The organism is Thermus brockianus, from assembly GCF_001880325.1.
Classification (GTDB): domain Bacteria; phylum Deinococcota; class Deinococci; order Deinococcales; family Thermaceae; genus Thermus; species Thermus brockianus.
Genome location: NZ_CP016312.1, coordinates 1,786,875 through 1,809,931, shown reverse-complemented (window position 1 = coordinate 1,809,931; position 23,057 = coordinate 1,786,875). Strand labels below are relative to the sequence as shown.

Genomic DNA, 23,057 nt, shown 5'->3' with positions numbered 1-23,057 from the left:
GGGCCCTTCGTTACCCGACTTCCTCCAATACCCTGGCCCTGAGGAAGGGCATCATGGCCCGAAGCCTCGCCCCCACCTCCTCAATGGGATGGGCCTTCCAGCGCTTGCGGTTGGCCTCGAGGACGGGCTGGCCCACCTGGTTCTCCAGCATCCATTCCCGGGCGAACTCCCCGGTCTGGATCTGCCGGAGGATTTCCCGCATGCGCCGCTTGGTCTCCTCCACCGGCACCGCCACCTCGCCCCGGGTGTAGTCCCCGTACTCGGCGGTGTTGGAGATGGAGTAGCGCATCCCGGCGAAGCCCGCCTCGTAGATGAGGTCCACGATGAGCTTCACCTCGTGCACGGTTTCAAAGTAGGCCATCTCCGGCGGGTACCCCGCCTCCACCAGGGTCTCAAACCCCGCCTGGATGAGCCGGGTAAGCCCCCCGCAGAGCACCGCCTGCTCCCCGAAGAGGTCGGTTTCCGTCTCGTCCTTGAAGGTGGTGGCGATGACCCCGGCCCGGGCAGCCCCGATGGCCTTGGCGTAGGCCAAGGCGGTGGGGAAGGCGCTCCCCGAGGCGTCCTGGTGCACCGCCACCAGGGCGGGCACCCCGCTCCCCCTTTGGTACTCGCTCCGGACCAGGTGGCCGGGCCCCTTGGGGGCCACCATCCAGACGTCCAGGTCCCGCCTGGGCTTGATCTGGCCGAAGTGGATGTTGAAGCCGTGGGCGAAGGCCAAAGCCGCCCCTTCCCTCAGGTTGGGCTCAATCTCCTCCCGGTAGACCCGCCCCTGGGCCTCGTCGGGGAGAAGGACCATGACCACGTCCGCCTCCCGCACCGCCTCGGCCACGGAAAGCACGCGGAGCCCCGCCGCCTCCGCCTTGGCGAAGCTCTTGGAACCGGGCCTCAGGCCTACCCGCACGTCCACCCCCGACTCCTTCAGGTTCAGGGCGTGGGCGTGCCCCTGGGAGCCGAAGCCCAAGACCGCTACCTTCTTGCCGAGGATGAAGCCTAGGTCCGCATCGTGCTCGTAGTAGATCTTCATACCGCCTCCCGTTTTTCCCTGACCTTAAGGGTCCTCTCGCCCCGGCTCATGGCCACGGCCCCGGTGCGCATGACCTCGAGGATCCCATAAGGCCTCAGGGCCTCAATAAAGGAATCCACCTTCTTGGAGTCGCCGGTGAGCTCCAGGATGAGGCTCTTCTGGGCCACGTCCACCACCCGGGCCCGGAAAGCCTCCTGGATGTCCTTCACCGCAAGCCGCTCCTCCACCCCGGCCACGTGGACCTTCACCAGGCAAAGCTCCCGCTCCACGTGGGGCTCGGAGTGGTCGGTGACCTTGAGCACCTCTATAAGCCGGTTCAGTTGCTTTTCCACCTGCTCCAGGGTGTGGTCATCCCCGGAAACCACCAGGCTTATGCGGGAAAGGCCGGGCATGTGGGTCGTCCCCACAGCCAGGCTTTCCAGGTTGAAGCCCCGGCGGGCGAACAGGCTTGTGATGCGGTTCAGAACCCGGGGATGGTCCTGCACCAGGACCGAGATCACGTGCCTCACGCCTCCACCTCCGCCTTCTCCTCGGGGTGCTCCAGGATCATGTCCTCGGCGGCACCCCCCGCAGGGATCATGGGGAAGACCCCTTCCTCGTGGTACACCTTAAACTCCGCCACCACGGGCCCATCGGCGTTCAGGACCGCCTCCACGCCCTTCCTCAGGTCCTCCTTCCGCTCCACCTTGATGCCCCGGATGCCGTAGGCCTCGGCCAGGCGGGCGAAGTCGGGGTTGGAGTCCGCCAGGTAGACCTCGGAGTAGCGCTTGGCGTGGAAGAGGTCCTGCCACTGGCGCACCATGCCCAGGTAGCCGTTATTCAGGATGACCACCTTGACGTCCAGGCCGTACTTCACCACCGTGGCCAGCTCCTGCAGGGTCATCTGGAAGGAACCGTCCCCGTCAAAGTCAATGACGAGCTCGTCCGGTCGGGCGAACTTGGCCCCGATGGCGAAGGGAAGCCCCACCCCCATGGTACCCAGGCCCCCCGAGGTGATAAAGCTCCGGGGCCGGGTCACGGGGAAGAACTGGGCGGCAAACATCTGGTGCTGCCCCACCCCCGTGGTGACGATGGCATTCCCCCCGGTGGCCTCAAAGAAGGCCCGGATCACCTCCTGGCTTTGCAGGTGGGGCTTGGGCTTCCAGCGCAAGGGGTAGCGGGTGCGCCACTCCTCCAGCTCCCGCCACCAGCCCGCAAGCTTCAGGGGCTTCGCCCCCTTGAGCATCTCCTTAAGGACAAGCCGGGCGTCCCCCACGATGGGGACGTGGGTGCGCACTACCTTGCCGATCTCCGCCGGGTCTATGTCCACGTGGATGATGGTGTGGGCGTGGGGAGCGAAGCGGGAAACCTTGCCCGTGACCCGGTCGTCAAAGCGAAGGCCGATGGCCAGGATCACGTCGGCGTGGTGGATGGCCCGGTTGGCGGCCACGGTGCCGTGCATTCCCGGCATCCCAAGCCACAGGGGATGGTTGCCGGGGAAGGCCCCGAGGCCCATCAGGGTGGTGATGACGGGCAGGCCGGTCTTCTCGGCGAAGGCGAGGAGCTCGGCGTGGGCGTGCTGGGCCCCACCCCCCACCATCAGGATGGGTCTTTCCGCCTTTTCCAGGGCGTCCAGGGCCCGCTCAATCTGCTTGGGGTGGCCCTTGGTGGTGGGCTTGTAGCCGGGCAGGTCCAGCTCCACGTCAAAGTCCCCCGTAAACTCGGCGAGCTGCACGTCCTTGGGAACGTCAATCAGGACGGGCCCCGGGCGCCCCGTGGCGGCGATGTGGAAGGCTTCCTTGACCACCCGGGGGAGATCGTTCACGTCCTGGACAAGGTAGTTGTGCTTGGTGATGGGCATGGTAACCCCGGTGACGTCCGCCTCCTGGAAGGCGTCCGTGCCGATGAGGGCCCGGGGAACGTTTCCGGTGATGGCCACCACCGGGGTGGAGTCCATGTAGGCGTCGGCGAGCCCCGTGACCAGGTTCAGCGCCCCGGGGCCACTGGTGGCCATGACCACCCCCACCCGGCCGCTCGCCCGGGCATAGGCCGTGGCCGCGTGCACCCCTCCCTGTTCGTGGCGCACCAGAATATGGCGGATCCTGCTGTCGTAGAGGGCATCGTAGGTGGGCATGATGGCCCCGCCCGGATGGCCGAAGATCACCTCCACCCCTTCCCGTTCCAGCGCCTTTAAGAGTGCCTCCGCTCCCTTCATCGCCCCCTCCTAAACCAAAACCCCCCGGTTTCCCGGGGGTTTGGATGCGCCTTAAAACCGCTACACCCTACCCCCCGCTGGCCCTACGATTAGGACCAGGGCTAGGGATAGGGCTAGAGCGAAGCGCATCTTGCCGCTAAGGATAGCCTGCCCCCCAAGGGGGTGTCAAGGGGCAAGCCGCCTGGCGATGGCGGCAAGGGCCACTTTGGCGTGTTCCCGGCCGTTTTCTATGAAAACCGAACGGGTTTCAGGGCCATAGGCGCAGGAACCCACGGCGAAAAGGCCCGGGATGGAGGTTTCAAACTCAGGGCTTAGGCGAGGCGTTTCCCCTTCGTAAGCCACCCCGGCTTCCCGGAGAAGGCGGTCCTCGGCCCGGTAGCCGATGAGGACCAGCACGAAGTCCGCCTCCAAAAACGCCCGCCCCGCGGGGCGCCTAAGCCAAAGGCCCTCAGGGGTTATGGCCTCCACCTCCGCCTCCATAAGGGCCGCTATGCTCCCCTCCTTTACCCGGTTTTCAAAGTCGGGAAGAAGCCAGTACTTGACGCTGGGGCGCACCCACCTCCCCCGGTGGACCAGGGTCACCCTCGCCCCAGCCCGGTAAAGCTCCAGGGCCGCCTCCACCGCCGAGTTGCTCCCCCCCACCACCGCCACCTTGCGGCCGAAAAAGGCCGCCCCTTCCTCGTAACGGTAAAGGACATGGGGCAGGTCCTCCCCGGGCACCCCAAGGCGGTTGGGGTTGCCGTAGTAGCCCGTGGCCAGGACCACGTAGCGGGCGAGAAAGGTCCTCTCCCCCCGCCCCTCCCGGGCGAAAACCTGGAAGGCCCCCTCCTGGCCCTGGATGCGCAAGACCTCGGTATAGGTGAGGACACCCAGGGCCTCCCGCTCCGCCACGCGCTGGTAGTAGAGGAGGGCCTCCTTGCGGGTGGGCTTGGGGCCGTGGGACACCAGAGGGTGTCCGCCGATTTCTATGTTCTTGCTCTCGGAGAAGAAGACCAGGTCCCGGGGAAAGCGGTAGATGGTCTCCGCCACCGTGCCCCTTTCCAAAACCAGGTGGGAAAGCCCAAGGCGCTTGGCCTCTATGGCAGCGGCAAGCCCCACGGGTCCAGCCCCCACCACCAACACGTCCACCATGCTCCCCAGTTTATGGGGTATAGTTCTTGCCCATGGAGTGGCTCGCTAACCCCGAGGTCTGGATCGCCCTCGTCACCCTCACGGTGCTGGAGGTGGTCCTGGGCGTGGACAACGTGATCTTCATCAGCATCCTGGCTTCCAAGCTTCCCAAGGAGGAGCAGGACCGGGCCCGGGTCCTGGGCCTAAGCCTGGCGGCGGTAACCCGCATCCTCTTCCTCCTCTCCATCGCCTGGATCATGGCGCTTAAGAAACCCCTCTTCGCCCTTATGGGCCACGAGGTCACGGGGAAGGACCTGGTCCTCATCGCCGGAGGGCTTTTCCTCATCTACAAGTCTGTGAAGGAAATCCACGAGAAGCTGGAAGGGGAACCGGGGCATGCCGTGAAGCGGGTGGCCCCGAGCTTCGCCAGCGTCATCGCCCAGGTCCTCCTATTGGACATCGTCTTTTCCATTGACTCCGTGATCACCGCCGTGGGCCTCACCCGCTATGTGCCCGTGATGGTGGCGGCCATCCTCATTTCCGTAGCCATCATGCTCCTGGCCTCCAAGGGGATCTACGCCTTCGTGAACGAACACCCCACGGTGAAGATGCTCGCCCTAAGCTTCCTCCTCCTCATCGGCTTCACCCTGGTGGCGGAAGGGAGCGGGGTCCACATCCCCAAGGGCTACATCTACTTCGCCATGGGCTTCGCCGTCTTCGTGGAGTGGCTAAACCTCAGGGCGGGGCTAAGGGGCAAGCCCGTGAAGCTCCACCAGCCCTACGAAGAGGAAGGGTAAAATCGGGCCGGAGGGTGGTCCTATGGAATACCGGATTGAGCGGGACACCATGGGCGAGGTGAAGGTGCCGGCGGACAAGTACTGGGGAGCCCAGACCCAGCGTTCCCTGGAGCACTTTAAGATTGGGGCCTGGCGCTTCCGCATGCCCCTAGAGGTCATAAGGGCCTACGGGATGCTAAAAAAGGCCGCCGCCAGAGCCAACTTGGAGCTGGGCGAACTCCCCGAGGAGATCGCCAAGGCCATCATCCAGGCGGCGGAGGAGGTGGTCCAGGGCAAGCTGGACGAGCACTTCCCCCTGGTGGTCTTCCAGACGGGTTCGGGCACCCAGACCAACATGAACGTGAACGAGGTCATCGCCAACCGGGCCTCGGAGATTCTGGGCAAGCCCCTGGGGAGCAAGTACGTCCACCCCAACGACCACGTGAACCGGGGCCAGAGCTCCAACGACACCTTCCCCACCGCCATGTACGTGGCCACGGCCCTGGCCCTCCACCAACGGCTTTACCCGGCGGCGGAAGCCCTCATCGCCACCTTTGAGGAGAAGGCCAAGGCCTTTGACAGCATCGTCAAAATCGGGCGCACCCACCTCATGGACGCCGTGCCCATCACCCTGGGGCAGGAAATCGGCAGCTGGGCCGCCCAGCTAAGGAACACCCTGGGGATGGTGAAGGAGGCGGAAAAGGGCCTCTACAACCTCGCCATCGGGGGCACCGCCGTGGGCACGGGCCTCAACGCCCACCCCCGCTTCGGCGAACTGGTGGCCCGGTACCTGGCGGAGGAGACGGCCCTTCCCTTCCGGGTGGCCCAGAACCGCTTCGCCGCTTTGGCCGCCCACGACGAGCTGGTCCACGCAATGGGGGCTTTGCGCACCCTGGCCGGGGCCCTCATGAAGATCGGGAACGATATCCGCTGGCTGGCCTCGGGGCCTTACGGGGGAATCGGGGAGATCTTCATCCCGGCCAATGAGCCCGGCTCCTCCATCATGCCCGGCAAGGTGAACCCTACCCAGGTGGAGGCCCTCACCATGGTGGTGGTGCGGGTCTATGGCAACGACCACGCCGTGGCCTTTGCCGGAAGCCAGGGGAACTTCCAGCTCAACGTCTACAAGCCGGTGATGGTGGATGCGGCCCTCGAGTCCATCAATCTCCTGGCAGACGCCATGGAGTCCTTCAACGAGCACCTGGCCAAGGGGATTGAGCCCAACCTGGAGCGGATTGAGGAGCACCTGCAGAAGAACCCCATGCTGGCCACCGCCCTGAACAAGGCCATCGGGTACGACAAGGCGGCGGAAATCGTGAAAAAGGCCATCAAGGAGAAAAAGTCCCTAAAACAGGCGGCCTTGGAGCTGGGCTATCTCACGGAAGAGGAATTTGACCGCATCGTGGTGCCCCTAAAGCTGGCCAAGCCCCACGAGGGCTAGGACGCTTTGTGAGAAGGCCCACCCCCTGAGGGGGGTGGGCGCTTTATAGTGGAGCTTGGGAGGTGAAGTATGCCGTATCCGTTTAAGCTACCCGAGCTCGGTTACCCCTATGCGGCCCTAGAGCCCCACATTGACGCCCAGACCATGGAGATCCACCACCAGAAGCACCACGGGGCCTACGTGAACAACCTCAACGCCGCCCTGGAGAAGTACCCCTACCTCCACGGCGTGGAGCTGGAGGTGCTCCTCCGCCACCTGGCCGCCCTGCCCCAGGACATCCAAATGGCGGTGCGCAACAACGGGGGCGGGCACCTGAACCATAGCCTTTTCTGGCAACTCCTGACCCCGGGTGGGGCCAAGGAGCCCGTGGGGGAGCTCAAGAAGGCCATTGACGAGCAACTGGGGGGCTTCCAGGCGCTAAAGGAAAAGCTCACCCAGGCGGCCATGGGCCGCTTCGGCTCGGGCTGGGCCTGGCTTGTCAAGGACCCCTTCGGCAAGCTCCACGTCCTCTCCACCCCCAACCAGGACAACCCCGTGATGGAGGGCTTCACCCCCATCGTGGGCATTGACGTCTGGGAGCACGCCTACTACCTGAAGTACCAAAACCGCCGGGCGGATTACCTCCAGGCCATCTGGAACGTGCTCAACTGGGACGTGGCGGAGGCTTTCTACAAGAAGGCCTAAGGGAGGTTGCGCTTCCAGGGGGCCGGAAGGCCCCCTTTACCCTTCCAAGAGGCGGGCCACTGCCTTTTCCAGAGCCGCCACCGCCTCCTTCACCCGCCAAGCCCCCTTGTCCCGGACGCCCGCAGGGTTGGAGATGGCCCGAAGCTCCGCCCCTTGGATGCCGAGGGCGAGGCAGGCCCGGGCGAAGGCTGCCCCTTCCATGTTCTCCAGGGCGGCGTTCCACCGGTGGGCCAAGGCCAGGGCTTCCTCGAGGCTTTCCGAAACCAGGTCCCGGGTGAGGCCGGTGACGACCCGAAGGCCCAGGCGCCGGGCCAGGTTCTGGGTGAGGCCCTTGTCCAGGGGAAAGCGGTTATAGAAGCGCTCCCCTTCCTGCTCCCAAGCGGAAAAGCCCAGGGCCTTTAGGCCCTCCCTTACGCCCAGGTCCGCCTCCACCTCCTCCCCCACCAGGACCAGATCCCCCGGGCGGAGGCCGCTACCCGGATAGGCCCCGGCGATGCCCAAGAGGAGGGCCTTTTCCACCTTGTGGGTGGCCGCCCAAAGGGCCAGGGTTAGGGCGGCATTCACCTTGCCGATGCCCGTTTCCAGGTAGACGAAGCCCCTTCCCCTAAGCCCCTTGCGCCCGAGGAAAGAGAAGGCCTCCCCTTCCAGGAAGGGGGCCTCGAGGGCCGTGGGGGAAAGGAGAAGCCACACTAATCCACCACCCGGAAGCCCAAGGCCTCCGCCCGCTCCACGAAGAACTGGATGTTCTCCGCCCTAACCTCCCCCCCGAGACTCTTGCGGTCAAAGGCCTCCTCCGCCGCCAGGATCATGGTTTCCGCCAGGCAGGCGGGCACCTGGTTGGGAGCGCCGAAGTGGAGGTCCAAGGTGGCCCACGCCTCCCCGGGAAGCCGCACCACCCCTCCGGGGATGACCCGCACCCCCGGCACCTCCCGCACGGAGGGGTGGACGTCCGGGGGCACCCCCTCGTCGTAGATCCAGGCCCCGGGCTTCACGTGCTCGGGGTAGATGACGGGGTTGGGGTCGCTGGTGGCGGTGAAGACGAGGTCCGCCTCCCGGATGGCCGCCACCTCGGTGCTTACCCGGATCTCCGGGGCTTCCCCTTTGCGCTCCAGGTTCTTCCTCAAGGTCTCCGCCGCCCGCCCAAGCCGTTCCAGGTCCCGCCCCACCAGGACAAGCCGGCCCACCAGGGGGGCGATCTGCCGGGCAATGCCGAAGGCCACCACCCCGTTGGCCCCCACCACGGCGGCGGTGGTGGCCTTTAGGTCCTTGCCGCTTTGGGCGAAGTGGGCGAGGATCTGGGGGATGGCCGCCTTTACCGTGCCCGCGGTGTAGGCGCCCCCGTTGGTCACCTCAATCCCCGGCACCGCTTCCTGTACCTTCTTCCCCTTCTCCCCCACCACGCTCCAAAAGGCCCCAAGACCCACCACCGTGGCCCCAAGCTCCCGGGCAAGCCTCGCCCCCTGGATGGCCCGCTTTACCGCCAGCTCCGGCTTCCCCTTGATCTGGTGGGGCAGAAGGGGAGCGGAGATCAGGTGGCAGAGCACCTCCCGCCCATCCGCCGTCTTGACCCCGCGCACCTCCCCCACCTTCATGGGGCGGAAGCGCTCCGCCAGCCATTCCATCCACCCCTGCCGCAGAAGCCCCAGGCGGACCAAAGGCCTAAGCCAGCGAAACCGGGGGCTTTGCCAGAAATCCTCCAGGGTGAGGGGGTGGATGAGGAAGGCGCAGACCACCTGCCGCTCCGAGGGAAGGGGCAAGGGGTTTCCCAGCTTAGGTTCGGTGCCCTCGAGGATCCGGCCCAAGTTTTCCTTGTAGCGCCAAAGGGCGAGGAGGAAAAGCCCCAAGGCGAGAAGCCTTTCCGCCCCGCCCCACCCCCCGGGGAACCCCGCCAAGAGGAGGCCCAAGGGAAGCCCCAAGGCCCCCAAGGAGGCGTAGCCCGTGAGGGCGTAAAGGGTAAGGCCCAAGGCCACGGGCACCATCCCCAAGGCGGGGGGCAAGGGAAGCCCCGCCACGATGCCCAAGAGGACCCCGGCCCCCTTGGCCCGAAGCGGCCAAGGGTCGCGGAGGAAAAGGGGGTAGAGGTGGCCCAGGTAGGCCGCTATCCCCAAAAGGAGAAGCTCCGCCAGGGAAAGCCCGAGGGCACGCCCCAAAAGAAGGGGCAAATACCCTTTCAAGAAATCCAGGACAAAGGCCAGGAGGGTAAGCCCCACGCCCAGGCGCCTAAAGGCGTTCTCTAGGCCTAAGGTGTAGGGGCTTGCCGTGCGCAGGTCCACCCCCCGCCGCCGGGCAAGCCAGTGGCCCAAAGGAAGCGCCCCCACCAGGTAGGCCAAGGGGAAGAGGAAAACGCTCATCGCAGGTAGTTTAGCCCGGCCACCGCCCCCCCGGTAAGGAGGAGGACGATAAGCCCCGCGCCTAAGACCCCCAAGGAGATGGCCAGGAGGGCGTAGCGCCGCCTAAGCCCGAGCACCACGGCGAGGACCGCCCCGCTCCAAGCCCCGGTGCCCGGAAGGGGCACGGCCACAAAGAGGAAAAGGCCTAGGGCCCCAAGCCGCTGGACCTGCTCTTCCCCTCTAAGCCGCACCCGGGCCTCGAGGGCCCGCCACAGCCGGGCGAAAAAGGGGTTGCGGGTGGCCAGGCCCACCGCCCAGGGCAGGAGCGCCAGGGCCACGGGAGCCACCAAGAGGTTGCCGAGAAGGCTTAAGAGGAAAGCCTCCCACGGGGGAAGCCCTAAGGCCACCCCCAAGGGGATCGCCCCCCTTAGCTCCACCACGGGCAGGGCGGCCACCAAGACCACGTAAAGCTCAGGCGGCATAGGGAAATGGCGCCCTGCCAGGAAGCCTCCCGCAGGGCGCAAAGGGGCCCGCTTTAGGCCGAGGCCCGGGCGGCCTTGGCCTTCTCCACGAGCTCGGCAAAGACCTGGGGCTCCCGCACCGCCAGATCCGCCAAGACCTTGCGGTCCAGCTCCACCCCCGCCTTCTTCAAGCCGTGGATGAAGGAGGAGTAGTTGAGCCCGTGTTGGCGGCAAGCGGCGTTGATGCGCACGATCCAGAGCTTGCGGAAATCCCGCTTCTTCCGCTTGCGGTGGGCATAGGCATAGTTCCCGGCGGCGAAGAGGGTTTCCCGGGCCTTGCGCACGCTCTTGGAGCGGAGGCCCCAGTAACCCTTGGCGAGCTTCAGGATCTTCTTGTGCTTCCTGCGGCGGACAACCCCGGTTTTGGCGCGCGGCATCCACTACCTCCTTTACGCGTAGGGGAGGAGGAGCTTGATCCGCTCCGCCTCGGGCTTGGCCAGGGTGAACTTCCGCCCCTTCTGCCGGATCTCCTTACCGGACTTGTGCCAGTTGAGGTGCCGCTTGCCCGTCTTCATGGCCACCACCTTGCCCGAAGCGGTCACCTTTACCCGCTTCTTGGCGCCCTTATGGGTCTTCATCTTTGGCATACGCTTCCTCCTGCCCTTGGGAAGCGCCCCTCCAGGGGGTCTTAAGGGCTCCCCAAAAGCCCTCCCACTATACCAAGGGCAAAGCCTTCCGTCTAGGCAGACACCTTGGCGGGCGCCAGGAGCATGTTCATATCCCGGCCCAAAAGCTCGGGCTTCATCTCCACCACGGCAAGGCCCTTGAGGTCCTCGGCCACGCGGTTCAAAAGCCTTTCCCCAAGCTCGGGGTGGCTCATCTCCCGCCCCCGGAACATGATGGTGACCTTGACCTTGTGCCCCTCCTCCAGGAAGCGCTTGATATGGTTGAGCTTGGTCTGATAGTCGTGGTCGTCAATCTTGACCCGGAACTTGATGGACTTGACCTCGGTGCGCTTGGCCTTCTTCCGGGCCTCCTTCTCCGCCACCTGCTGCTCGTAGCGCCACTTGGAGTAGTCCATGATGCGGGCCACGGGGGGGTCGGCGGTGGGGCCCACCAGGACCAGGTCCAGGTCCTGCTCCTCCGCAAGGCGCAAGGCCTCCCGCGTGTCCATGATGCCGAGTTGCTGCCCGTCGGGTCCGATGACCCTCACCTGTTTGGCGCGGATGCGTTCGTTTACCAGGTACTCCTTTATCTACACCACCTCCTAGCCCGCAGGGCCTCGGCCTCTTCCTGTGCGGGCTAAGGGCAGTCTAGCAGGAAGGCTTTCCCACTACAATGGGGGCATGGTCCAGGTGGAACGCGGGCGGGTCTACCGCCTTTACCTGAACGACCCCGAGCGGCGCAACCCCCTCTCCCCCGCCATGGTGGAGGGCCTCCTGAAGGCCCTGGACGAGGCGGAGGAAGACCCCGAGGCCAAGGCGGTGGTCCTCACGGGAAAGGGCCAGGCCTTTAGCGCTGGGGCGGACCTGGCCTTTTTGGAAAGGGTCACGGAGATGGGGGCGGAGGAAAACTACCGCCACTCCCTTTCCCTCATGCGCCTCTTCCACCGCCTCTACACCTTCCCCAAGCCCACGGTGGCGGCGGTGAACGGCCCGGCGGTGGCGGGCGGGGCCGGGCTGGCCACCGCCTGCGACCTCGTGGTCATGGAGGAGGGGGCCAAGCTCGGCTACACCGAGGTCAAGATCGGCTTCGTGGCCGCCCTGGTCTCCGTGATCCTCGTGCGGGCCGTGGGGGAAAAGGTGGCCAAGGACCTCCTCCTCACGGGGCGCCTCCTGGAGGCGAAAGAGGCCAAGGCCCTGGGCCTTGTGAACCGCCTAAGCCCCCCGGGAAAGGCCCTGGAGGTGGCGGTGGCCCTGGCGGAGGAGGTGGCGCAAAACGCCCCCTCCTCCTTGCGCCTCACCAAGGAGCTCCTGCTCGCCCTGCCGGGGATGGGCCTCGAGGACGGCTTCCGCCTCGCCGCCTTGGCCAACGCCTGGGTGCGGGAAACGGGGGACCTCAAGGAGGGCATCCGCGCCTTCTTTGAGAAAAGGAAGCCCCGTTTCTGACGTAGACTTGGGTTATGGGCCTCGTCCCGGAATGCTTCATCACCGAAATCGTGGCGCGGGACCTCAAGGAGGGAAAGTACCCCAGGCTCCTCACCCGCTTCCCCCCCGAACCCAACGGTTACCTGCACATCGGGCACGCCCGGAGCATCGTCCTCAACTTCGGCCTTGCCCTGGACTTTGGCGGGGAGTGCAACCTCCGCTACGACGACACCAACCCCGAAACGGAGAAGGAGGAGTACGCCCGGGCCATTGAGGAGGACGTGCGCTGGCTGGGCTTCACGCCGAGTAGGGTCCTTTACGCCTCGGACTACTTTGAAACGATGTACGCATGCGCCCTGGTCCTCATCCAAGAGGGCAAGGCCTACGTGGACGACCTTTCCGAGGAGGAGATGAGCGCCCTCAGGGCCCAGGGCAAGCCGAGCCCCTACCGGGAACGGAGCGTGGAGGAAAACCTGGAGCTCTTTGAAAGGATGCGCCGGGGAGAGTTCCCCACGGGAAGCCGGGTCCTAAGGGCCAAGATTGACCCCGCCCATCCCAACTTCAAGCTGCGGGACCCGGTGCTTTACCGCATCGTCCACGCCCCCCACTACCACGCGGGGGACCAGTGGGTCATCTACCCCATGTACGATTACGCCCATCCCCTCGAGGACTTCATTGAGGGCGTGACCCACTCCCTCTGCACCCTGGAGTTTGAGAACAACCGGGCGGTCTACGACTGGGTCATTGAGAACCTCAAGGGGAAGTGCGGCCTGCCCGAGGCGCCCAGGCCCTACCAGTACGAGTTCGCCCGGCTGGACCTGAGCCACACGGTCCTCTCCAAGCGCAAGCTCATCCGGCTGGTGGAAGGAGGGTACGTCTCGGGCTGGGACGACCCCAGGCTTCCCACCTTAAGGGCCCTTCGCAGGCGGGGGGTGCGGCCCGAGGCCATCCTCGAGTTCGTGCGGCGCACGGGGATCTCCCGCAACGAGGCCCTCATTGAGATGGACCTCTTTGAGGAGGTGGTGCGAGACGACCTGAACCCCATCGCCCCCCGGGTTCTGGGGGTGCTGGAGCCTCTCAAGATCCTCCTCACCAACTACCACGGGGAGGAGTGGATCGAGGCCCCCTACTGGCCCCGGGACATCCCCAAGGAGGGCACCCGTCCCCTGCCCTTTTCCCCAGAACTCTACATTGAGCGCACGGACTTCGCCCTCAACCCTCCCAAGGGCTGGAAGCGCTTCGCCCCAGGGCAGCGGGTGCGCCTCCGCCACGCCTACGTGATAGAGCTGGAGGACGTGGTGGAAGAGGGAGGCGAGGTGAAGCTCCTCAAGGCCCGCATCGTCCCCGGGACCCTGGGGGCCAACCCGGAAGATGGGGTCAAACCGAAAGGGGTCATCCACTGGGTTTCCGCCCGCCACGCCCTACCCGTGGAGTTCCGCCTCTACAACCGGCTTTTCCTCACCAAGGACCCGGAGGAGGGCGGGGACTTCCTGAAGAACCTGAACCCCGAGGCCTTGGTGGTGAAGCGGGGCTACGTGGAGCCCAGCCTCGCCCAAGACCCCAAGGACACCCGTTACCAGCTGGAACGCCTGGGCTACTTCTGGCAGGACCCCGTGGACTCGAGGCCCGGCGCCCTGGTCCTAAACCGCATCGTCCCCCTCAAGGAGGGGTACAAGGCCTAAAGGCCCACGCTGAGGCCCAAGGCCGCCCCCACCCCGAAGCCCTGGGTGGGGGTTAGGTAATAGGTGGGGTGGACCTCCAGGTAGGCCCCGAGGAGGGGCAGGGGCAGGTTGAGCCAGGTGCCCAAGACCGCCCGCACCCCCCCCTGGCCGCGGGCATCCCCGGGGAAGCTCAGGGCGGGCCCCGTGCCGTAGAAGGCCCCCAGGCCCAGGTAGAGGTCGGTGAGGGGAAGCTTGAGGAGAAGGTCCATCCCTCCCCCCAGGGCCTCGAGGCCCACCCCCCCATAGACCCGCCCGTCCAGCACAAGGGGCACCAGGGGGAAGCGCACACCCCCCTGCACCCCGAAGGGGCTACCCAGGCTCACCTCCGCCCGCTGGGCTAGCCCCAAGGCCAAAAGAACCCCAAGAAGCGCCACAACCCTACGCACGCCGCACCTCCTTTAAGAGTTCCACCACCTTGGCCACCTGGGCCCGGTGCCCCCCAGGCCGGTAGTCCACCATGACCGCTTCCACCTGGAGCATCCCCAAGGCCCGAAGAAAGGCCTCCTTCAGGGCCGGGCTTTCCAAGGGGCTCACCCGCATCCCTAGGTGGGGATGATGGGCGAGGAAGGCCTCGGCCAGCTCCCGGCGCGTCCAAATCCCGGAAAGCCGCTGGCCCAGGGCCTCCACCACCAGGTGCTCCCCCGGCTCCCCCTCCAACACGTACCAAACCCCGGAAAGCTCGGGCTCCACGGGTAGATAATACCTTCCGTGCGCCTGGACCGGTACCTAGTGGAAAAGGGCCTTGCGGAAAGCCGGGAGAAGGCCAAAGCCCTCATCGTCCAGGGCAAGGTGCGGGTGGAGGGGAAGGTGGTGGCGAAGCCCGCCTTCCCCGTGCCCGAGGGGGCCCGGGTGGAGGTCTTGGAGGAGGCCCGGTACGTGAGCCGGGGCGCCCACAAGCTCCTGGGGGCCCTGGAGGCCTTCCCCCTGGACGTGGCGGGCAAGGTGGCGGTGGACGTGGGGGCGAGCACGGGAGGGTTCACCCAGGTGCTTTTGGAAAGGGGGGCGCGGCGGGTCTACGCCGTGGACGTGGGGAAGGGGCAGCTCCACCCCACCTTGCGCCAGGACCCCCGGGTGGTGAGCCTGGAGGAGCAGGACGCCCGCACCCTCCACCTCCCCGAGCCCGTGGACCTCCTGGTCATGGATGTGTCCTTTATCTCCTCCACCCTTCTCCTGCCCAAGGCCTTAGAACTCCTCAGGCCCGGAGGGGACGCTTTGGTCCTGGTCAAGCCCCAGTTTGAGCTCTGGCCGGGAGCCCACACGGGGGTGGTGCGGGACGAAGGCCTTCGGCGGGAAGCCCTCCGCCGGGTGCGGGAAAGGGCGGAAGCTTTGGGCTTCCAGGTACTCGGGGAAAAGGAAAGCCCCCTCCCGGGCAAGGAGGGGAACCGGGAGGTCTGGCTTTGGCTCAGGCGCCCTTAAGCCACTCCTCGGCGATCTGCACGGCGTTGAGGGCCGCTCCCTTTAGGAGCTGGTCCCCCACCACGAAAAAGTCCAGGCCGTTCTCAAAGGCGAGGCTTTGGCGGACCCGCCCGACCTCCACGTTCCACTTGTGGCTGGCGGTGAGGGGCATGGGGTAGCGCTTGGCCAAAGGCTCGTCCACCACCTCCACCCCGGGGGCCTGCCTTAAGACCTCCCGCGCCGCCTCGGGGGTCACGGGCTCGGCGAACTCCACGCTCACCGCTTCCGCGTGCGCCCTGAGGGTGGGGACCCGCACCGCGGTGGCGCTGATACGGATGGAGTCGTCCCCAAAGATCTTGTGGGTCTCCCACACCACCTTCATCTCCTCCCGGGTGTAGCCGTTTTCCTGGAAAGCGTCTATGTGAGGGATGACGTTGAAGGGAAGGGGGTGGGCGAAGACCTCGGCCTCCGGGGTTTGCCCGTGGAGAAAGCGGTGGGTTTCCCTGAGAAGCTCCTCCATCCCCTTCGCTCCCGCCCCCGAGGCCGCCTGGTAGGTGGCCACCACCACCCGCTTGGCCCGAAAGGCCCGGTGCAGGGGCCAAAGGGCCATGGCCAGGATGGCCGTGGTGCAGTTGGGGTTGGCGATGATCCCCTGGTGGCGGAAGATGGCCTCCCGGTTCACCTCGGGCACCACCAGAGGCACCCAGGGCTCGTAGCGGAAGGCGCTGGAGTTGTCCACCACCACCGCACCCCCCTCCACCCAACGGGGAGCGAGGGCCTTGGAAAGCGCCCCGCCGGCGCTCGCCAGAATAAGATCGGCGGGCAGGGGACCCTCGGGCAAGGGCTCCACGGGGATTTCCTCCCCCTTGAAGGCCAGGCGCTTCCCAGCGGAGCGGGGGGAGGCGTAGAGCCTCAGGTCGCTTAGGGGAAAGTTGCGGGCCTCGAGGACCTTGAGGATTTCCTGCCCCACGGCCCCCGTGGCCCCCACCACGGCTACCCTCATGCCGCCCATGGTATCACCACCTAAGCTTCTCCCGCAAAAACCCCTCCAGCTCGTCCACGTGGAGCCTGATCTGCTCCATGGTGTCCCGGTCCCGCACCGTGACCGTGTCCTTGAGCTTGGTGGTGCCGTCCTTGCTCTGGCCAATCGTATCGTAGTCCACGGTGATGGCGAAGGGGGTCCCCACCTCGTCGTGGCGGCGGTAGGCCTTGCCGATGTTGCCCGTGTCCTCGTAGAGGATGCGCCCAAGGCCCAGGGCCTGGAGCCTGGCCTTAAGGGCTTTGGCGTACTGGGTGATCTCAGGGCGGTTCTTGGCCAGGGGGATGACCGCCGCCTTGATGGGGGCGAGCTGGGGCTTGAGCTTGAGGACGATGCGCTCTTCCCCATTGGGCAGTTCCTCCCGGGTGAAGGCCTCGGCCAACAGGGCCAAGACCCCCCGGTCCACCCCGGCGGAGGGCTCTATCACGTAGGGGACGAACCACTTCCCCGTGTCCGGGTCCCGGTAGGCCAGGCGGGCGGTGGAATGCTCGTTCCTGAGCACCTTGGCGGTGATGCCCAGCTCGTCCTGGTCCTTGGTGTGGCTCCCCAGGTCAAAGTCCGTGCGGTTGGCGATGCCCTCCAGCTCCTCTAGGCCGTGGGGGAAGCGGTAGAGGATGTCCACCGTGGCCTTGGCGTAGTGGGCGAGCTCCTCCTTAGGTTGCTGGTAGGGCACCAGGTTTTCCCGGCTTAGGCCCATCTCCTGCCACCACTTGAGGCGCTCCTCCACCCAGTAGCGGTGCCAGTACTCGTCCTCCCCCGGGCGCACGAAGTACTCAATCTCCATCTGCTCAAACTCCCGCACCCGGAAGATGAAGTTCCTGGGGGTGATCTCGTTGCGGAAGGCCTTGCCGATCTGGGCGATGCCGAAGGGAAGCTTACGGCTCGTGGCGTCCAGGACGTTCTTGAAGTTGATGAAAATGCCCTGGGCGGTCTCCGGCCGCAAATAGGCCAAGGCCGCCTCCTCCTCCACCGGCCCCACATAGGTCTTGAACATCATGTTGAAGTACCGGGGCGGGGTCCAGTCCCCAAGCTCCCCCGTGGCCGGGTCCAGGACCCCGGCGGCAGTCATGGCCCCCCCGGCCCGCTCCGGGAAGGCCATCATGGCCTGCACCAGGGCGTGGAGGTGGCCTTCCTCCACCTCCAGGGCCCGGTAAAGCCGGGAAAGCACCGCCTCGGGCTGGTCCTTTAGCAGGTGGTCCAGGCGGTACCGCTTCTTGGTGATGCGGTTGTCCACCATGGGGTCGGCGAAGGTGGCCTCGTGGCCGGAGTAGTGGAGGACCAAGCGGTGGGTGAGGATGCTGGCGTCTAGGCCCTCCATATCGTCCCGCTCGTAGACGTTCCTGCGCCACCAGGCTTGCTTCAGGTTGTTCTTGAGCTCCACCCCTAAGGGCCCGTAGTCGTAGGTGCCCTGGAGGCCCCCATAGATTTCCGAGCCCTGGAAGATAAACCCACGCCGCTTGCAAAGCGCCACCAGTTCGTCAAGGGTGCTCGCTGGCATCTCTCCTCCCCAAGGGGCCAAGCCCCGGTTAAAGGGCATCTTAAGGCCAAGGTGAGCGGGGGCGCAAACCCACGAAGGGCCAGGGCTTAGGCTAGAATGTGAGGTAGAGGGGAGCATGAACAGGTACGACGACCGCGCCAGGCTGGTCTTTCACTACGCAAGGGAGGAGGGGAGCCGCTTAGGCCACTCCATGATCGGCCCGGAGCACCTCCTCCTGGGCCTGATGCGCGAGGGGGGCACCGCGGCCCGCATCCTCCAGGAGTACGGGGCGAGCCTCGAGGCCATGCGCCGCATGGTGGAGGAGCTGGTGGGCCGGGGTGAGGGGAGCCGCACGGGCGAGCCCCCCGCCATCACCCCCAGGGCGAGGCGGGTCATGGAGCTGGCCAGCGCCGAGGCCCGCAACATGGGCGCCTCGGTCATCGGCACGGAGCACATCCTTTTGGGCATCATCCGCGAGGGAGACGGGATCGCCTACCGCATCCTCTCCCACTTCGCCAAGGACGTGGACGCCATCCGCTGGCGGGTCCTGTCCATGGCCGAAGGCCGGGAGCGGGAGAAGCCGGTGAACACCCCCTTCCTGGACGAGTACGGCCGCGACCTCACCAAGGAGGCCCGGGAAGGGAAGCTGGACCCCGTCATCGGCCGCCAGGAGGAGATCAACCGGGTCATCCAGATTCTCGCCCGGCGCACCAAGAACAACCCCGTCCTCATCGGCGACCCCGGGGTGGGCAAGACCGCCATCGTGGAGGGCCTGGCCCAGGCCATCGTGGAGGGCCGGGTTCCCCCCATCCTGCGGGGAGCCAGGGTGGTGGCCATTGACCTCGCCGGGGTGGTGGCGGGCACCAAGTACCGGGGCGAGTTTGAGGAAAGGCTCCGCCAAATCATTGAAGAGCTCAAAAACGCTAAGGTCATCGCCTTCATTGACGAGCTCCACACCCTCATCGGGGCCGGAGGGGCCGAGGGTACCCTGGACGCCGCCAACATCCTGAAGCCCGCCCTGGCCCGGGGAGAGATCCAGGTGATTGGGGCCACCACCACCGGGGAGTACCACCGCTACATTGAAAAGGACGCCGCCCTGGAACGCCGCTTCCAACCGGTTATCGTCCTAGAACCCTCCCCCGAGGAGACCTTGGAAATCTTGAAGGGCCTCCGCCCCCGCTACGAGGCCCACCACGGGGTCATCATCCCGGACGAGATCCTGGAGCTTTCGGTCAAAATCGGGATCCGCTCCCTTCCCGGGCGCAACTTCCCCGATAAGGCCATTGACCTCATTGACGAGGCGGCCTCGAGGGTGCGCCTCAACGCCTCCTTGGGCCTGCCCGTGGCCGAGGAGGAGGACGGCACCCCCGTGGTGACCCGGGAGGACATTGAGGCGGTGGTGGACTCCTGGGGCGGGGTCTACGTGGACGACAAGGACGACGAGAAGCTCATGCGCCTGGAAGAGGAGCTGCGGAAGCGGGTGGTGGGCCAGGAGGAGGCCATCCGCGCCCTGGCGAGCGCCTTAAGGAGGGCCCGGGTGGGCCTGGGCGGCCGGACCCGGGTGGCGGCGAGCTTCCTCTTCGTGGGGCAAAGCGGCGTGGGCAAAACCCAACTGGCCAAAGCCCTGGCCGAGGTGCTCTTCGGCTCGGAGCGGGCCCTCATCCGCTTTGATATGTCCGAGTTCCAGGAACCCCACTCCATCTCCAAGCTCATCGGGGCCCCGCCCGGCTACGTGGGCTACGAGCAAGGAGGCCGCCTCACGGAGGCGGTGCGCCGCCAGCCCTTTAGCGTGGTCCTCCTGGACGAGATTGAAAAGGCCCACCCCGACATCTACAACACCTTCCTCCAGGTCCTGGACGAAGGCCGCCTCACGGACGGCATGGGGCGCACCGTGGACTTCCGCCGCGTCATCCTCATCATGACCTCCAACACCGGCTACAACGTGGGCCCCGCCATCGGCTTTACCAGTAGGGAGGTGGACACCGAGTCTCCCTTGAAGGCCCTCTTCACCCCCGAATTCTTGGACCGCCTGGACGAGGTGATCCGCTTCCGCCCCCTCACGGAGGAGGAGTTGGTCCAGGTGGCCCGGCTTATGCTGGAAGACATCCAGAAGGAGCTGAAGAGCCGGGACATAGAGGTGGCCTTTGCCCCCGAGGTGGCCCGCTTCGTGGTGGAGCAGGCCCCCAAGACGGGAAGCGCCCGGGCCATCCGCGGGGTGATCCGGGAGCGCATCGAAGACCCCCTCTCCCTGGCCCTCCTGAAAAAGCCCACGGGGCGGCTTTACGTGACCGTGGAGGAGGACCACCTGGCCTTCCACGAGGTGGAGGGCGAGGAGCTTCTGGTGTAGATGGGTAGCGCAGGGTGCGGGAAAGGGTTTTAGGGCCCTTTCCCCTCTTTTTGACCATGGCCAAGAGCACATACGCCTGCGTGGAGTGCGGTTACCGCACGCCCAAGCCCCTGGGGCGGTGCCCGGGGTGCGGAGCCTGGGGAAGCTTCCAGGAGGTGGCCCCCATCGCCCGCCGGGAGGTCCCCAAGGAAGCGGCCCCCCTCCTCTCCCTTGCCCAGGTGGACGAAGGGGAGGAGCGGCGCTTTTCCTCGGGGCTTGCCGAGGTGGACCGGGTACTGGGCGGGGGGTTTGTCCCGGGGGAGGTGGTGCTCCTCGGGGGGGAGCCTGGGGTGGGCAAGAGCACCCTTCTCTTGGAGATGGCCAAGCGCATGGGCCGGGAGGTGTACTACGTGGCCGGGGAGGAGTCCCCGGCGCAGATCAAGCTCCGGGCCCGGCGGCTCGGCCTGGATGCGCTTCTCCTCCTTAAGGAAACGCGCCTAGAACCCCTCTTAGCCCTCTTGGAGCGCAAGCCGCCGGAGGCCCTTTTCGTGGACTCCATCCAGACCATTGAGGCGGGGGGAAGCCCCGGGAGCCTGGTGGCGGTGCGCGAGGCCACGGGGGCCTTCGTGCGCTTCGCCAAGGCCACGGGCACGGCGGTGGTCCTGGTGGGGCACGTGACGAAGGAAGGGGTGGTGGCGGGGCCCAAGAGCGTGGAGCACGCCGTGGACGCCACCCTTTACCTGGAAACCGCCGGGGTCTACCGGATCCTCCGGAGCGCCAAGAACCGCTTTGGCCCCGTGGGGGAGCTTGGGGTTTTCCGCATGGAGGAAACGGGGCTTGTGGAGGTGAAAAACCCCTCCGAGGCCTTCCTCCTGGAAAGGCCTTTAGGGGTGCCGGGAAGCGCCATCGCCCTGGCCTTGGCCGGGGAGCGGGCCTTGGCCCTCGAGGTCCAGGCCCTGGCGGCCAAGACCCCCTTCCCCGCCCCCCGCCGGGTGGTGCAGGGCCTGGACGGGAGGCGGGTGGACATGGTCCTCGCCGTGTTGGAAAGGCGGCTAGACCTCCCCCTGGGCAACCTGGACGTCTACGTGAACCTGGCGGGGGGGCTTCGGGTGCTGGACCCTGGGCTGGATTTGGCCGTGGCCCTGGCGGTGTATTCTGCGGTGGTGGGGAAGCCCCTTCCCCAGGAGCTGGCGGTGGTGGGGGAGGTGGGGCTTCTCGGCGAGGTGCGGAGCGTGGTGGGCCTGGAAAGGCGGCTTAAGGAGGGGGAGCGGGCAGGGTTTTCCCGCTTCCTCCATCCCGGGAACACCCGTGGCCTGAAGGAGGCCGTGGAGAGGTACCTAGCATGAGCGGCCGGGCCTTCCTGTACCTCCTTTTTGGCTTTTTGGGTTACCAGCTGGCGGTGGCCCTGGAGGGGTTGGGCCTCCTCCCCCGCTCCGCCGGCCTCCTTTCCCTCAACCGGCTCTACCTCTTCCTGGCCGGCTTTCTCGCCGGTGTCATCTTCGTCCCACGGCTGGAAGCCTTGGCAGAAAAACCCCTGCGCCGCCTGACGGAGCTCCCCCCTGAGGTGCCCGTGGCCCTGACCCTGGGGGCCACCCTCGGCCTGCTCCTTACGGTCCTCCTCACCACCCTCCTCTCCCAGGTACCGGGCTTCTCCCCTTACCATAGCCTCCTCCTCGCCCTCTTTTTGGTGGGGCTTTTCTCCTACCTAGCCCTGGGCTACCGGGACTACCTGCGCCTGCCCCGGCCGGAAAGGGCCAAAGGGGGCAAGCTCTTGGACACCAGCGTCCTGGTGGACGGGCGCATCGCCGAGGTGGCGGCCACGGGGTTTTTGGAAGGACCCCTCTATGTGCCCCACTTCGTGCTCAAAGAGCTCCAACACTTCGCCGACAGCCAAGACCCCCTTAAGCGGGCCAAGGGCAGGCGGGGCCTCGAGGCCTTGGAAAAGCTCAAGGAACACGTTCCCCTCGAGGTCCTGGAGGAAACCCCGAAGGGGGAAAGCGTGGACGAGAAGCTCCTCTTCCTGGCCCGGGACCTGGGGGCCGCCCTCGTGAGCAACGACCTCGCCCTCCTGCAGATGGCCCGCATCTACGGGGTGAAGGCCCTTTCCGTGCAGGCCCTGGCCCAGGCCCTAAGGCCCCAGCTCCAGGTGGGGGACACCCTGAAGCTCCTGATTCTCAAAGAAGGGAAGGAGCCCCACCAAGGGGTGGGCTATCTGGAGGACGGTTCCATGGTGGTGGTGGACGGGGGAATCCGCTACCGGGGGCAGGAGATTGAGGTGGTGGTGACCCAGGCCATCCAAACCCAGGTGGGCCGCCTCTTCTTTGCCCGCCCTGCGGCGGAAGCCTAGTTAGGGCCCACGCAGGCTGCGCCAGAGAAGATACCCCCCTACCCCAATCAAGGCCAAGGGGAAGGCGTAGGCCAAAAGAAAGCGTAGGAGCTCGTAGGTGAACCCAAGAGGCACCAGCACCCCCAAGGCGGGCCAAAGGGCCCAGCTCTGACCACGAACGAAGAGCAACCCAAAGGTAGCGGCCATACCCAGAAAGAGCAGCCAACCCGCCTCGGTACCCGGGAAAACCCCTTCCACGAGGGCCACCCCCGCAAGGGAAAGGAGGATGCCCCCGGGAATCAAGGCCCACCACTGGGTCCGGTCCGCCAGGTAAGCCGCGCCAAACCCCGCCCCAAGCCCGAGGAGAAAAAGGCTTCCCGCCCAGGCCCACCCCTCCAGCAACACCGCAACGCCCAGGCCCAAAAGCCCCAAGCCAGGGATGGCCGCCCACCAGTACCGCTCCCGGACGTAGGCCCCCATAAACCCGGCCCCCGCCGCCACCCAAAAGAGGGCCACCAGCCAACGCCCAGCCGCCACCCCCAAAGCCTGCAGTAGGAGCACGAGGCCTAACAGCACCAACGAAAGCCCCAGGACCCACCCTCCCCTCGCCATACCTCCTCCTTTCCCCCAAAGCCTATACCTCAAACGCCGGCCCAAGAAGGGTAT

At 66.3% G+C, this 23,057-nt stretch carries 24 protein-coding genes; 9 read left to right on the top strand and 15 right to left on the bottom strand.

Translation table 11 applies throughout. The annotated features are described in order from the left end of the window. Positions 1-10 precede the first annotated feature (10 nt). The 4 genes from ilvC to A0O31_RS09700 all read right to left on the bottom strand — a co-directional run bounded on the left by ilvC (position 11) and on the right by A0O31_RS09700 (position 4,349). Positions 11-1,024, bottom strand: a complete 1,014-nt coding sequence (ilvC, locus tag A0O31_RS09715) for a ketol-acid reductoisomerase (RefSeq protein WP_018112190.1) — start codon at positions 1,022-1,024, stop codon at positions 11-13. Next, entirely contained in the window at positions 1,021-1,533 is a 513-nt protein-coding gene (ilvN, locus tag A0O31_RS09710; RefSeq protein WP_071677675.1) for an acetolactate synthase small subunit, read from the bottom strand. Before ilvN ends, ilvC begins: the two co-directional genes overlap by 4 nt. Then, entirely contained in the window at positions 1,530-3,218 is a 1,689-nt protein-coding gene (ilvB, locus tag A0O31_RS09705; RefSeq protein WP_071677674.1) for a biosynthetic-type acetolactate synthase large subunit, read from the bottom strand. The genes ilvN and ilvB overlap by 4 nt, the downstream gene beginning before the upstream one ends. Before the next feature lie 165 nt (positions 3,219-3,383). After that, positions 3,384-4,349 (bottom strand): YpdA family putative bacillithiol disulfide reductase, encoded by a 966-nt coding sequence (locus A0O31_RS09700; protein ID WP_071677673.1) that lies wholly within the window; start codon positions 4,347-4,349, stop codon positions 3,384-3,386. A gap of 32 nt (positions 4,350-4,381) precedes the next feature. Between A0O31_RS09700 and A0O31_RS09695 the strand changes: the two genes are divergently transcribed. The 3 genes from A0O31_RS09695 (at position 4,382) to A0O31_RS09685 (ending at position 7,229) form a co-directional block, all read left to right on the top strand. After that, the gene (locus A0O31_RS09695) at positions 4,382-5,125 is read left to right on the top strand and encodes a TerC family protein (RefSeq protein WP_071677672.1); all 744 of its coding nucleotides are present in this window, start codon (positions 4,382-4,384) and stop codon (positions 5,123-5,125) included. Between the two features lie 22 nt (positions 5,126-5,147). Further along, positions 5,148-6,545, top strand: a complete 1,398-nt coding sequence (gene fumC / locus A0O31_RS09690) for a class II fumarate hydratase (protein ID WP_071677671.1) — start codon at positions 5,148-5,150, stop codon at positions 6,543-6,545. A gap of 69 nt (positions 6,546-6,614) precedes the next feature. Beyond that, positions 6,615-7,229: a superoxide dismutase gene (locus tag A0O31_RS09685; protein ID WP_071677670.1), complete on the top strand. Its 615-nt coding sequence runs from the start codon at positions 6,615-6,617 to the stop codon at positions 7,227-7,229. 36 nt (positions 7,230-7,265) lie between these two features. Here the strand turns inward: A0O31_RS09685 and mqnB are convergent, their stop codons facing one another. From mqnB to infC, 6 genes are all read right to left on the bottom strand, one after another. Further along, on the bottom strand, positions 7,266-7,919 hold the full coding sequence (mqnB, locus tag A0O31_RS09680; RefSeq protein ID WP_071677669.1) for a futalosine hydrolase: 654 nt from the start codon (positions 7,917-7,919) through the stop codon (positions 7,266-7,268). Next, positions 7,919-9,580 (bottom strand): glycerol-3-phosphate acyltransferase, encoded by a 1,662-nt coding sequence (locus A0O31_RS09675; protein WP_071677668.1) that lies wholly within the window; start codon positions 9,578-9,580, stop codon positions 7,919-7,921. The genes mqnB and A0O31_RS09675 overlap by 1 nt, the downstream gene beginning before the upstream one ends. Continuing rightward, the gene (locus tag A0O31_RS09670; protein WP_071677667.1) at positions 9,577-10,041 is read right to left on the bottom strand and encodes a COG2426 family protein; all 465 of its coding nucleotides are present in this window, start codon (positions 10,039-10,041) and stop codon (positions 9,577-9,579) included. The genes A0O31_RS09675 and A0O31_RS09670 overlap by 4 nt, the downstream gene beginning before the upstream one ends. Positions 10,042-10,094: 53 nt before the next feature. Continuing rightward, positions 10,095-10,457, bottom strand: coding sequence for a 50S ribosomal protein L20 (gene rplT, locus A0O31_RS09665; RefSeq protein WP_071677666.1), 363 nt, complete (start codon positions 10,455-10,457; stop codon positions 10,095-10,097). A gap of 12 nt (positions 10,458-10,469) precedes the next feature. Further along, complete coding sequence (rpmI, locus tag A0O31_RS09660) at positions 10,470-10,667, bottom strand: 50S ribosomal protein L35 (protein ID WP_071677665.1); 198 nt, start codon at positions 10,665-10,667, stop codon at positions 10,470-10,472. Positions 10,668-10,759: 92 nt separating this feature from the next. Further along, positions 10,760-11,275 carry a translation initiation factor IF-3 gene (gene infC / locus A0O31_RS09655; protein ID WP_071677664.1) on the bottom strand — a complete coding sequence of 172 codons (516 nt, stop codon included), beginning with the start codon at positions 11,273-11,275 and terminating at the stop codon, positions 10,760-10,762. A 91-nt stretch (positions 11,276-11,366) separates the two neighbouring features. On the opposite strand from infC, the gene A0O31_RS09650 reads away from it, so the two are divergent. Both A0O31_RS09650 and A0O31_RS09645 read left to right on the top strand, forming a co-directional pair. Next, the gene (locus A0O31_RS09650) at positions 11,367-12,128 is read left to right on the top strand and encodes an enoyl-CoA hydratase/isomerase family protein (protein WP_071677663.1); all 762 of its coding nucleotides are present in this window, start codon (positions 11,367-11,369) and stop codon (positions 12,126-12,128) included. A gap of 14 nt (positions 12,129-12,142) precedes the next feature. Beyond that, positions 12,143-13,789 carry a glutamine--tRNA ligase/YqeY domain fusion protein gene (locus A0O31_RS09645; protein WP_071677662.1) on the top strand — a complete coding sequence of 549 codons (1,647 nt, stop codon included), beginning with the start codon at positions 12,143-12,145 and terminating at the stop codon, positions 13,787-13,789. Here the strand turns inward: A0O31_RS09645 and A0O31_RS09640 are convergent. Then, a complete protein-coding gene (locus A0O31_RS09640; RefSeq protein WP_071677661.1) occupies positions 13,786-14,214 on the bottom strand; it encodes a hypothetical protein in 429 nt (142 codons plus the stop codon). The two genes, A0O31_RS09645 and A0O31_RS09640, sit on opposite strands and share 4 nt — an antisense overlap. After that, the gene (locus A0O31_RS09635) at positions 14,207-14,518 is read right to left on the bottom strand and encodes a DUF3234 domain-containing protein (protein WP_071677660.1); all 312 of its coding nucleotides are present in this window, start codon (positions 14,516-14,518) and stop codon (positions 14,207-14,209) included. Before A0O31_RS09635 ends, A0O31_RS09640 begins: the two co-directional genes overlap by 8 nt. Before the next feature lie 18 nt (positions 14,519-14,536). On the opposite strand from A0O31_RS09635, the gene A0O31_RS09630 reads away from it, so the two are divergent. After that, complete coding sequence (locus A0O31_RS09630; RefSeq protein ID WP_071677659.1) at positions 14,537-15,244, top strand: TlyA family RNA methyltransferase; 708 nt, start codon at positions 14,537-14,539, stop codon at positions 15,242-15,244. Here A0O31_RS09630 and A0O31_RS09625 read toward each other — a convergent pair. Further along, positions 15,231-16,226, bottom strand: a complete 996-nt coding sequence (locus tag A0O31_RS09625) for an aspartate-semialdehyde dehydrogenase (protein ID WP_071677971.1) — start codon at positions 16,224-16,226, stop codon at positions 15,231-15,233. The genes A0O31_RS09630 and A0O31_RS09625 overlap by 14 nt on opposite strands. Positions 16,227-16,239: 13 nt before the next feature. Then, positions 16,240-17,760 carry a glycine--tRNA ligase gene (locus tag A0O31_RS09620; protein ID WP_071677658.1) on the bottom strand — a complete coding sequence of 507 codons (1,521 nt, stop codon included), beginning with the start codon at positions 17,758-17,760 and terminating at the stop codon, positions 16,240-16,242. A 115-nt stretch (positions 17,761-17,875) separates the two neighbouring features. Here A0O31_RS09620 and A0O31_RS09615 point away from each other — a divergent pair, with 115 nt between their 5' ends. The 3 genes from A0O31_RS09615 to A0O31_RS09605 are packed head-to-tail and all read left to right on the top strand — an operon-like array spanning position 17,876 to position 22,412. Next, a complete protein-coding gene (locus A0O31_RS09615; protein WP_071677657.1) occupies positions 17,876-20,086 on the top strand; it encodes an ATP-dependent Clp protease ATP-binding subunit in 2,211 nt (736 codons plus the stop codon). Between the two features lie 56 nt (positions 20,087-20,142). Next, the gene (radA, locus tag A0O31_RS09610; protein ID WP_071677970.1) at positions 20,143-21,411 is read left to right on the top strand and encodes a DNA repair protein RadA; all 1,269 of its coding nucleotides are present in this window, start codon (positions 20,143-20,145) and stop codon (positions 21,409-21,411) included. Next, positions 21,408-22,412, top strand: a complete 1,005-nt coding sequence (locus A0O31_RS09605) for a PIN/TRAM domain-containing protein (RefSeq protein WP_071677656.1) — start codon at positions 21,408-21,410, stop codon at positions 22,410-22,412. Before radA ends, A0O31_RS09605 begins: the two co-directional genes overlap by 4 nt. On the opposite strand, the gene A0O31_RS09600 is transcribed toward A0O31_RS09605, so the two are convergent. After that, entirely contained in the window at positions 22,413-23,003 is a 591-nt protein-coding gene (locus A0O31_RS09600) for a hypothetical protein (protein ID WP_071677655.1), read from the bottom strand. Positions 23,004-23,057: the final 54 nt, after the last annotated feature.

What these genes read in the sequence shown, in the direction of transcription:
- ilvC (WP_018112190.1), bottom strand. Translation starts at nt 1,024, where the DNA reads ATGAAGATCTACTACGAGCACGATGCGGACCTAGGCTTCATCCTCGGC.
- ilvB (WP_071677674.1), bottom strand. Translation starts at nt 3,218, where the DNA reads ATGAAGGGAGCGGAGGCACTCTTAAAGGCGCTGGAACGGGAAGGGGTG.
- A0O31_RS09700 (WP_071677673.1), bottom strand. Translation starts at nt 4,349, where the DNA reads ATGGTGGACGTGTTGGTGGTGGGGGCTGGACCCGTGGGGCTTGCCGCT.
- A0O31_RS09695 (WP_071677672.1), top strand. Translation starts at nt 4,382, where the DNA reads ATGGAGTGGCTCGCTAACCCCGAGGTCTGGATCGCCCTCGTCACCCTC.
- fumC (WP_071677671.1), top strand. Translation starts at nt 5,148, where the DNA reads ATGGAATACCGGATTGAGCGGGACACCATGGGCGAGGTGAAGGTGCCG.
- A0O31_RS09685 (WP_071677670.1), top strand. Translation starts at nt 6,615, where the DNA reads ATGCCGTATCCGTTTAAGCTACCCGAGCTCGGTTACCCCTATGCGGCC.
- A0O31_RS09675 (WP_071677668.1), bottom strand. Translation starts at nt 9,580, where the DNA reads ATGAGCGTTTTCCTCTTCCCCTTGGCCTACCTGGTGGGGGCGCTTCCT.
- A0O31_RS09670 (WP_071677667.1), bottom strand. Translation starts at nt 10,041, where the DNA reads ATGCCGCCTGAGCTTTACGTGGTCTTGGTGGCCGCCCTGCCCGTGGTG.
- rplT (WP_071677666.1), bottom strand. Translation starts at nt 10,457, where the DNA reads ATGCCGCGCGCCAAAACCGGGGTTGTCCGCCGCAGGAAGCACAAGAAG.
- rpmI (WP_071677665.1), bottom strand. Translation starts at nt 10,667, where the DNA reads ATGCCAAAGATGAAGACCCATAAGGGCGCCAAGAAGCGGGTAAAGGTG.
- A0O31_RS09650 (WP_071677663.1), top strand. Translation starts at nt 11,367, where the DNA reads ATGGTCCAGGTGGAACGCGGGCGGGTCTACCGCCTTTACCTGAACGAC.
- A0O31_RS09645 (WP_071677662.1), top strand. Translation starts at nt 12,143, where the DNA reads ATGGGCCTCGTCCCGGAATGCTTCATCACCGAAATCGTGGCGCGGGAC.
- A0O31_RS09625 (WP_071677971.1), bottom strand. Translation starts at nt 16,226, where the DNA reads ATGAGGGTAGCCGTGGTGGGGGCCACGGGGGCCGTGGGGCAGGAAATC.
- A0O31_RS09620 (WP_071677658.1), bottom strand. Translation starts at nt 17,760, where the DNA reads ATGCCAGCGAGCACCCTTGACGAACTGGTGGCGCTTTGCAAGCGGCGT.
- A0O31_RS09615 (WP_071677657.1), top strand. Translation starts at nt 17,876, where the DNA reads ATGAACAGGTACGACGACCGCGCCAGGCTGGTCTTTCACTACGCAAGG.
- radA (WP_071677970.1), top strand. Translation starts at nt 20,143, where the DNA reads ATGGCCAAGAGCACATACGCCTGCGTGGAGTGCGGTTACCGCACGCCC.
- A0O31_RS09605 (WP_071677656.1), top strand. Translation starts at nt 21,408, where the DNA reads ATGAGCGGCCGGGCCTTCCTGTACCTCCTTTTTGGCTTTTTGGGTTAC.
- A0O31_RS09600 (WP_071677655.1), bottom strand. Translation starts at nt 23,003, where the DNA reads ATGGCGAGGGGAGGGTGGGTCCTGGGGCTTTCGTTGGTGCTGTTAGGC.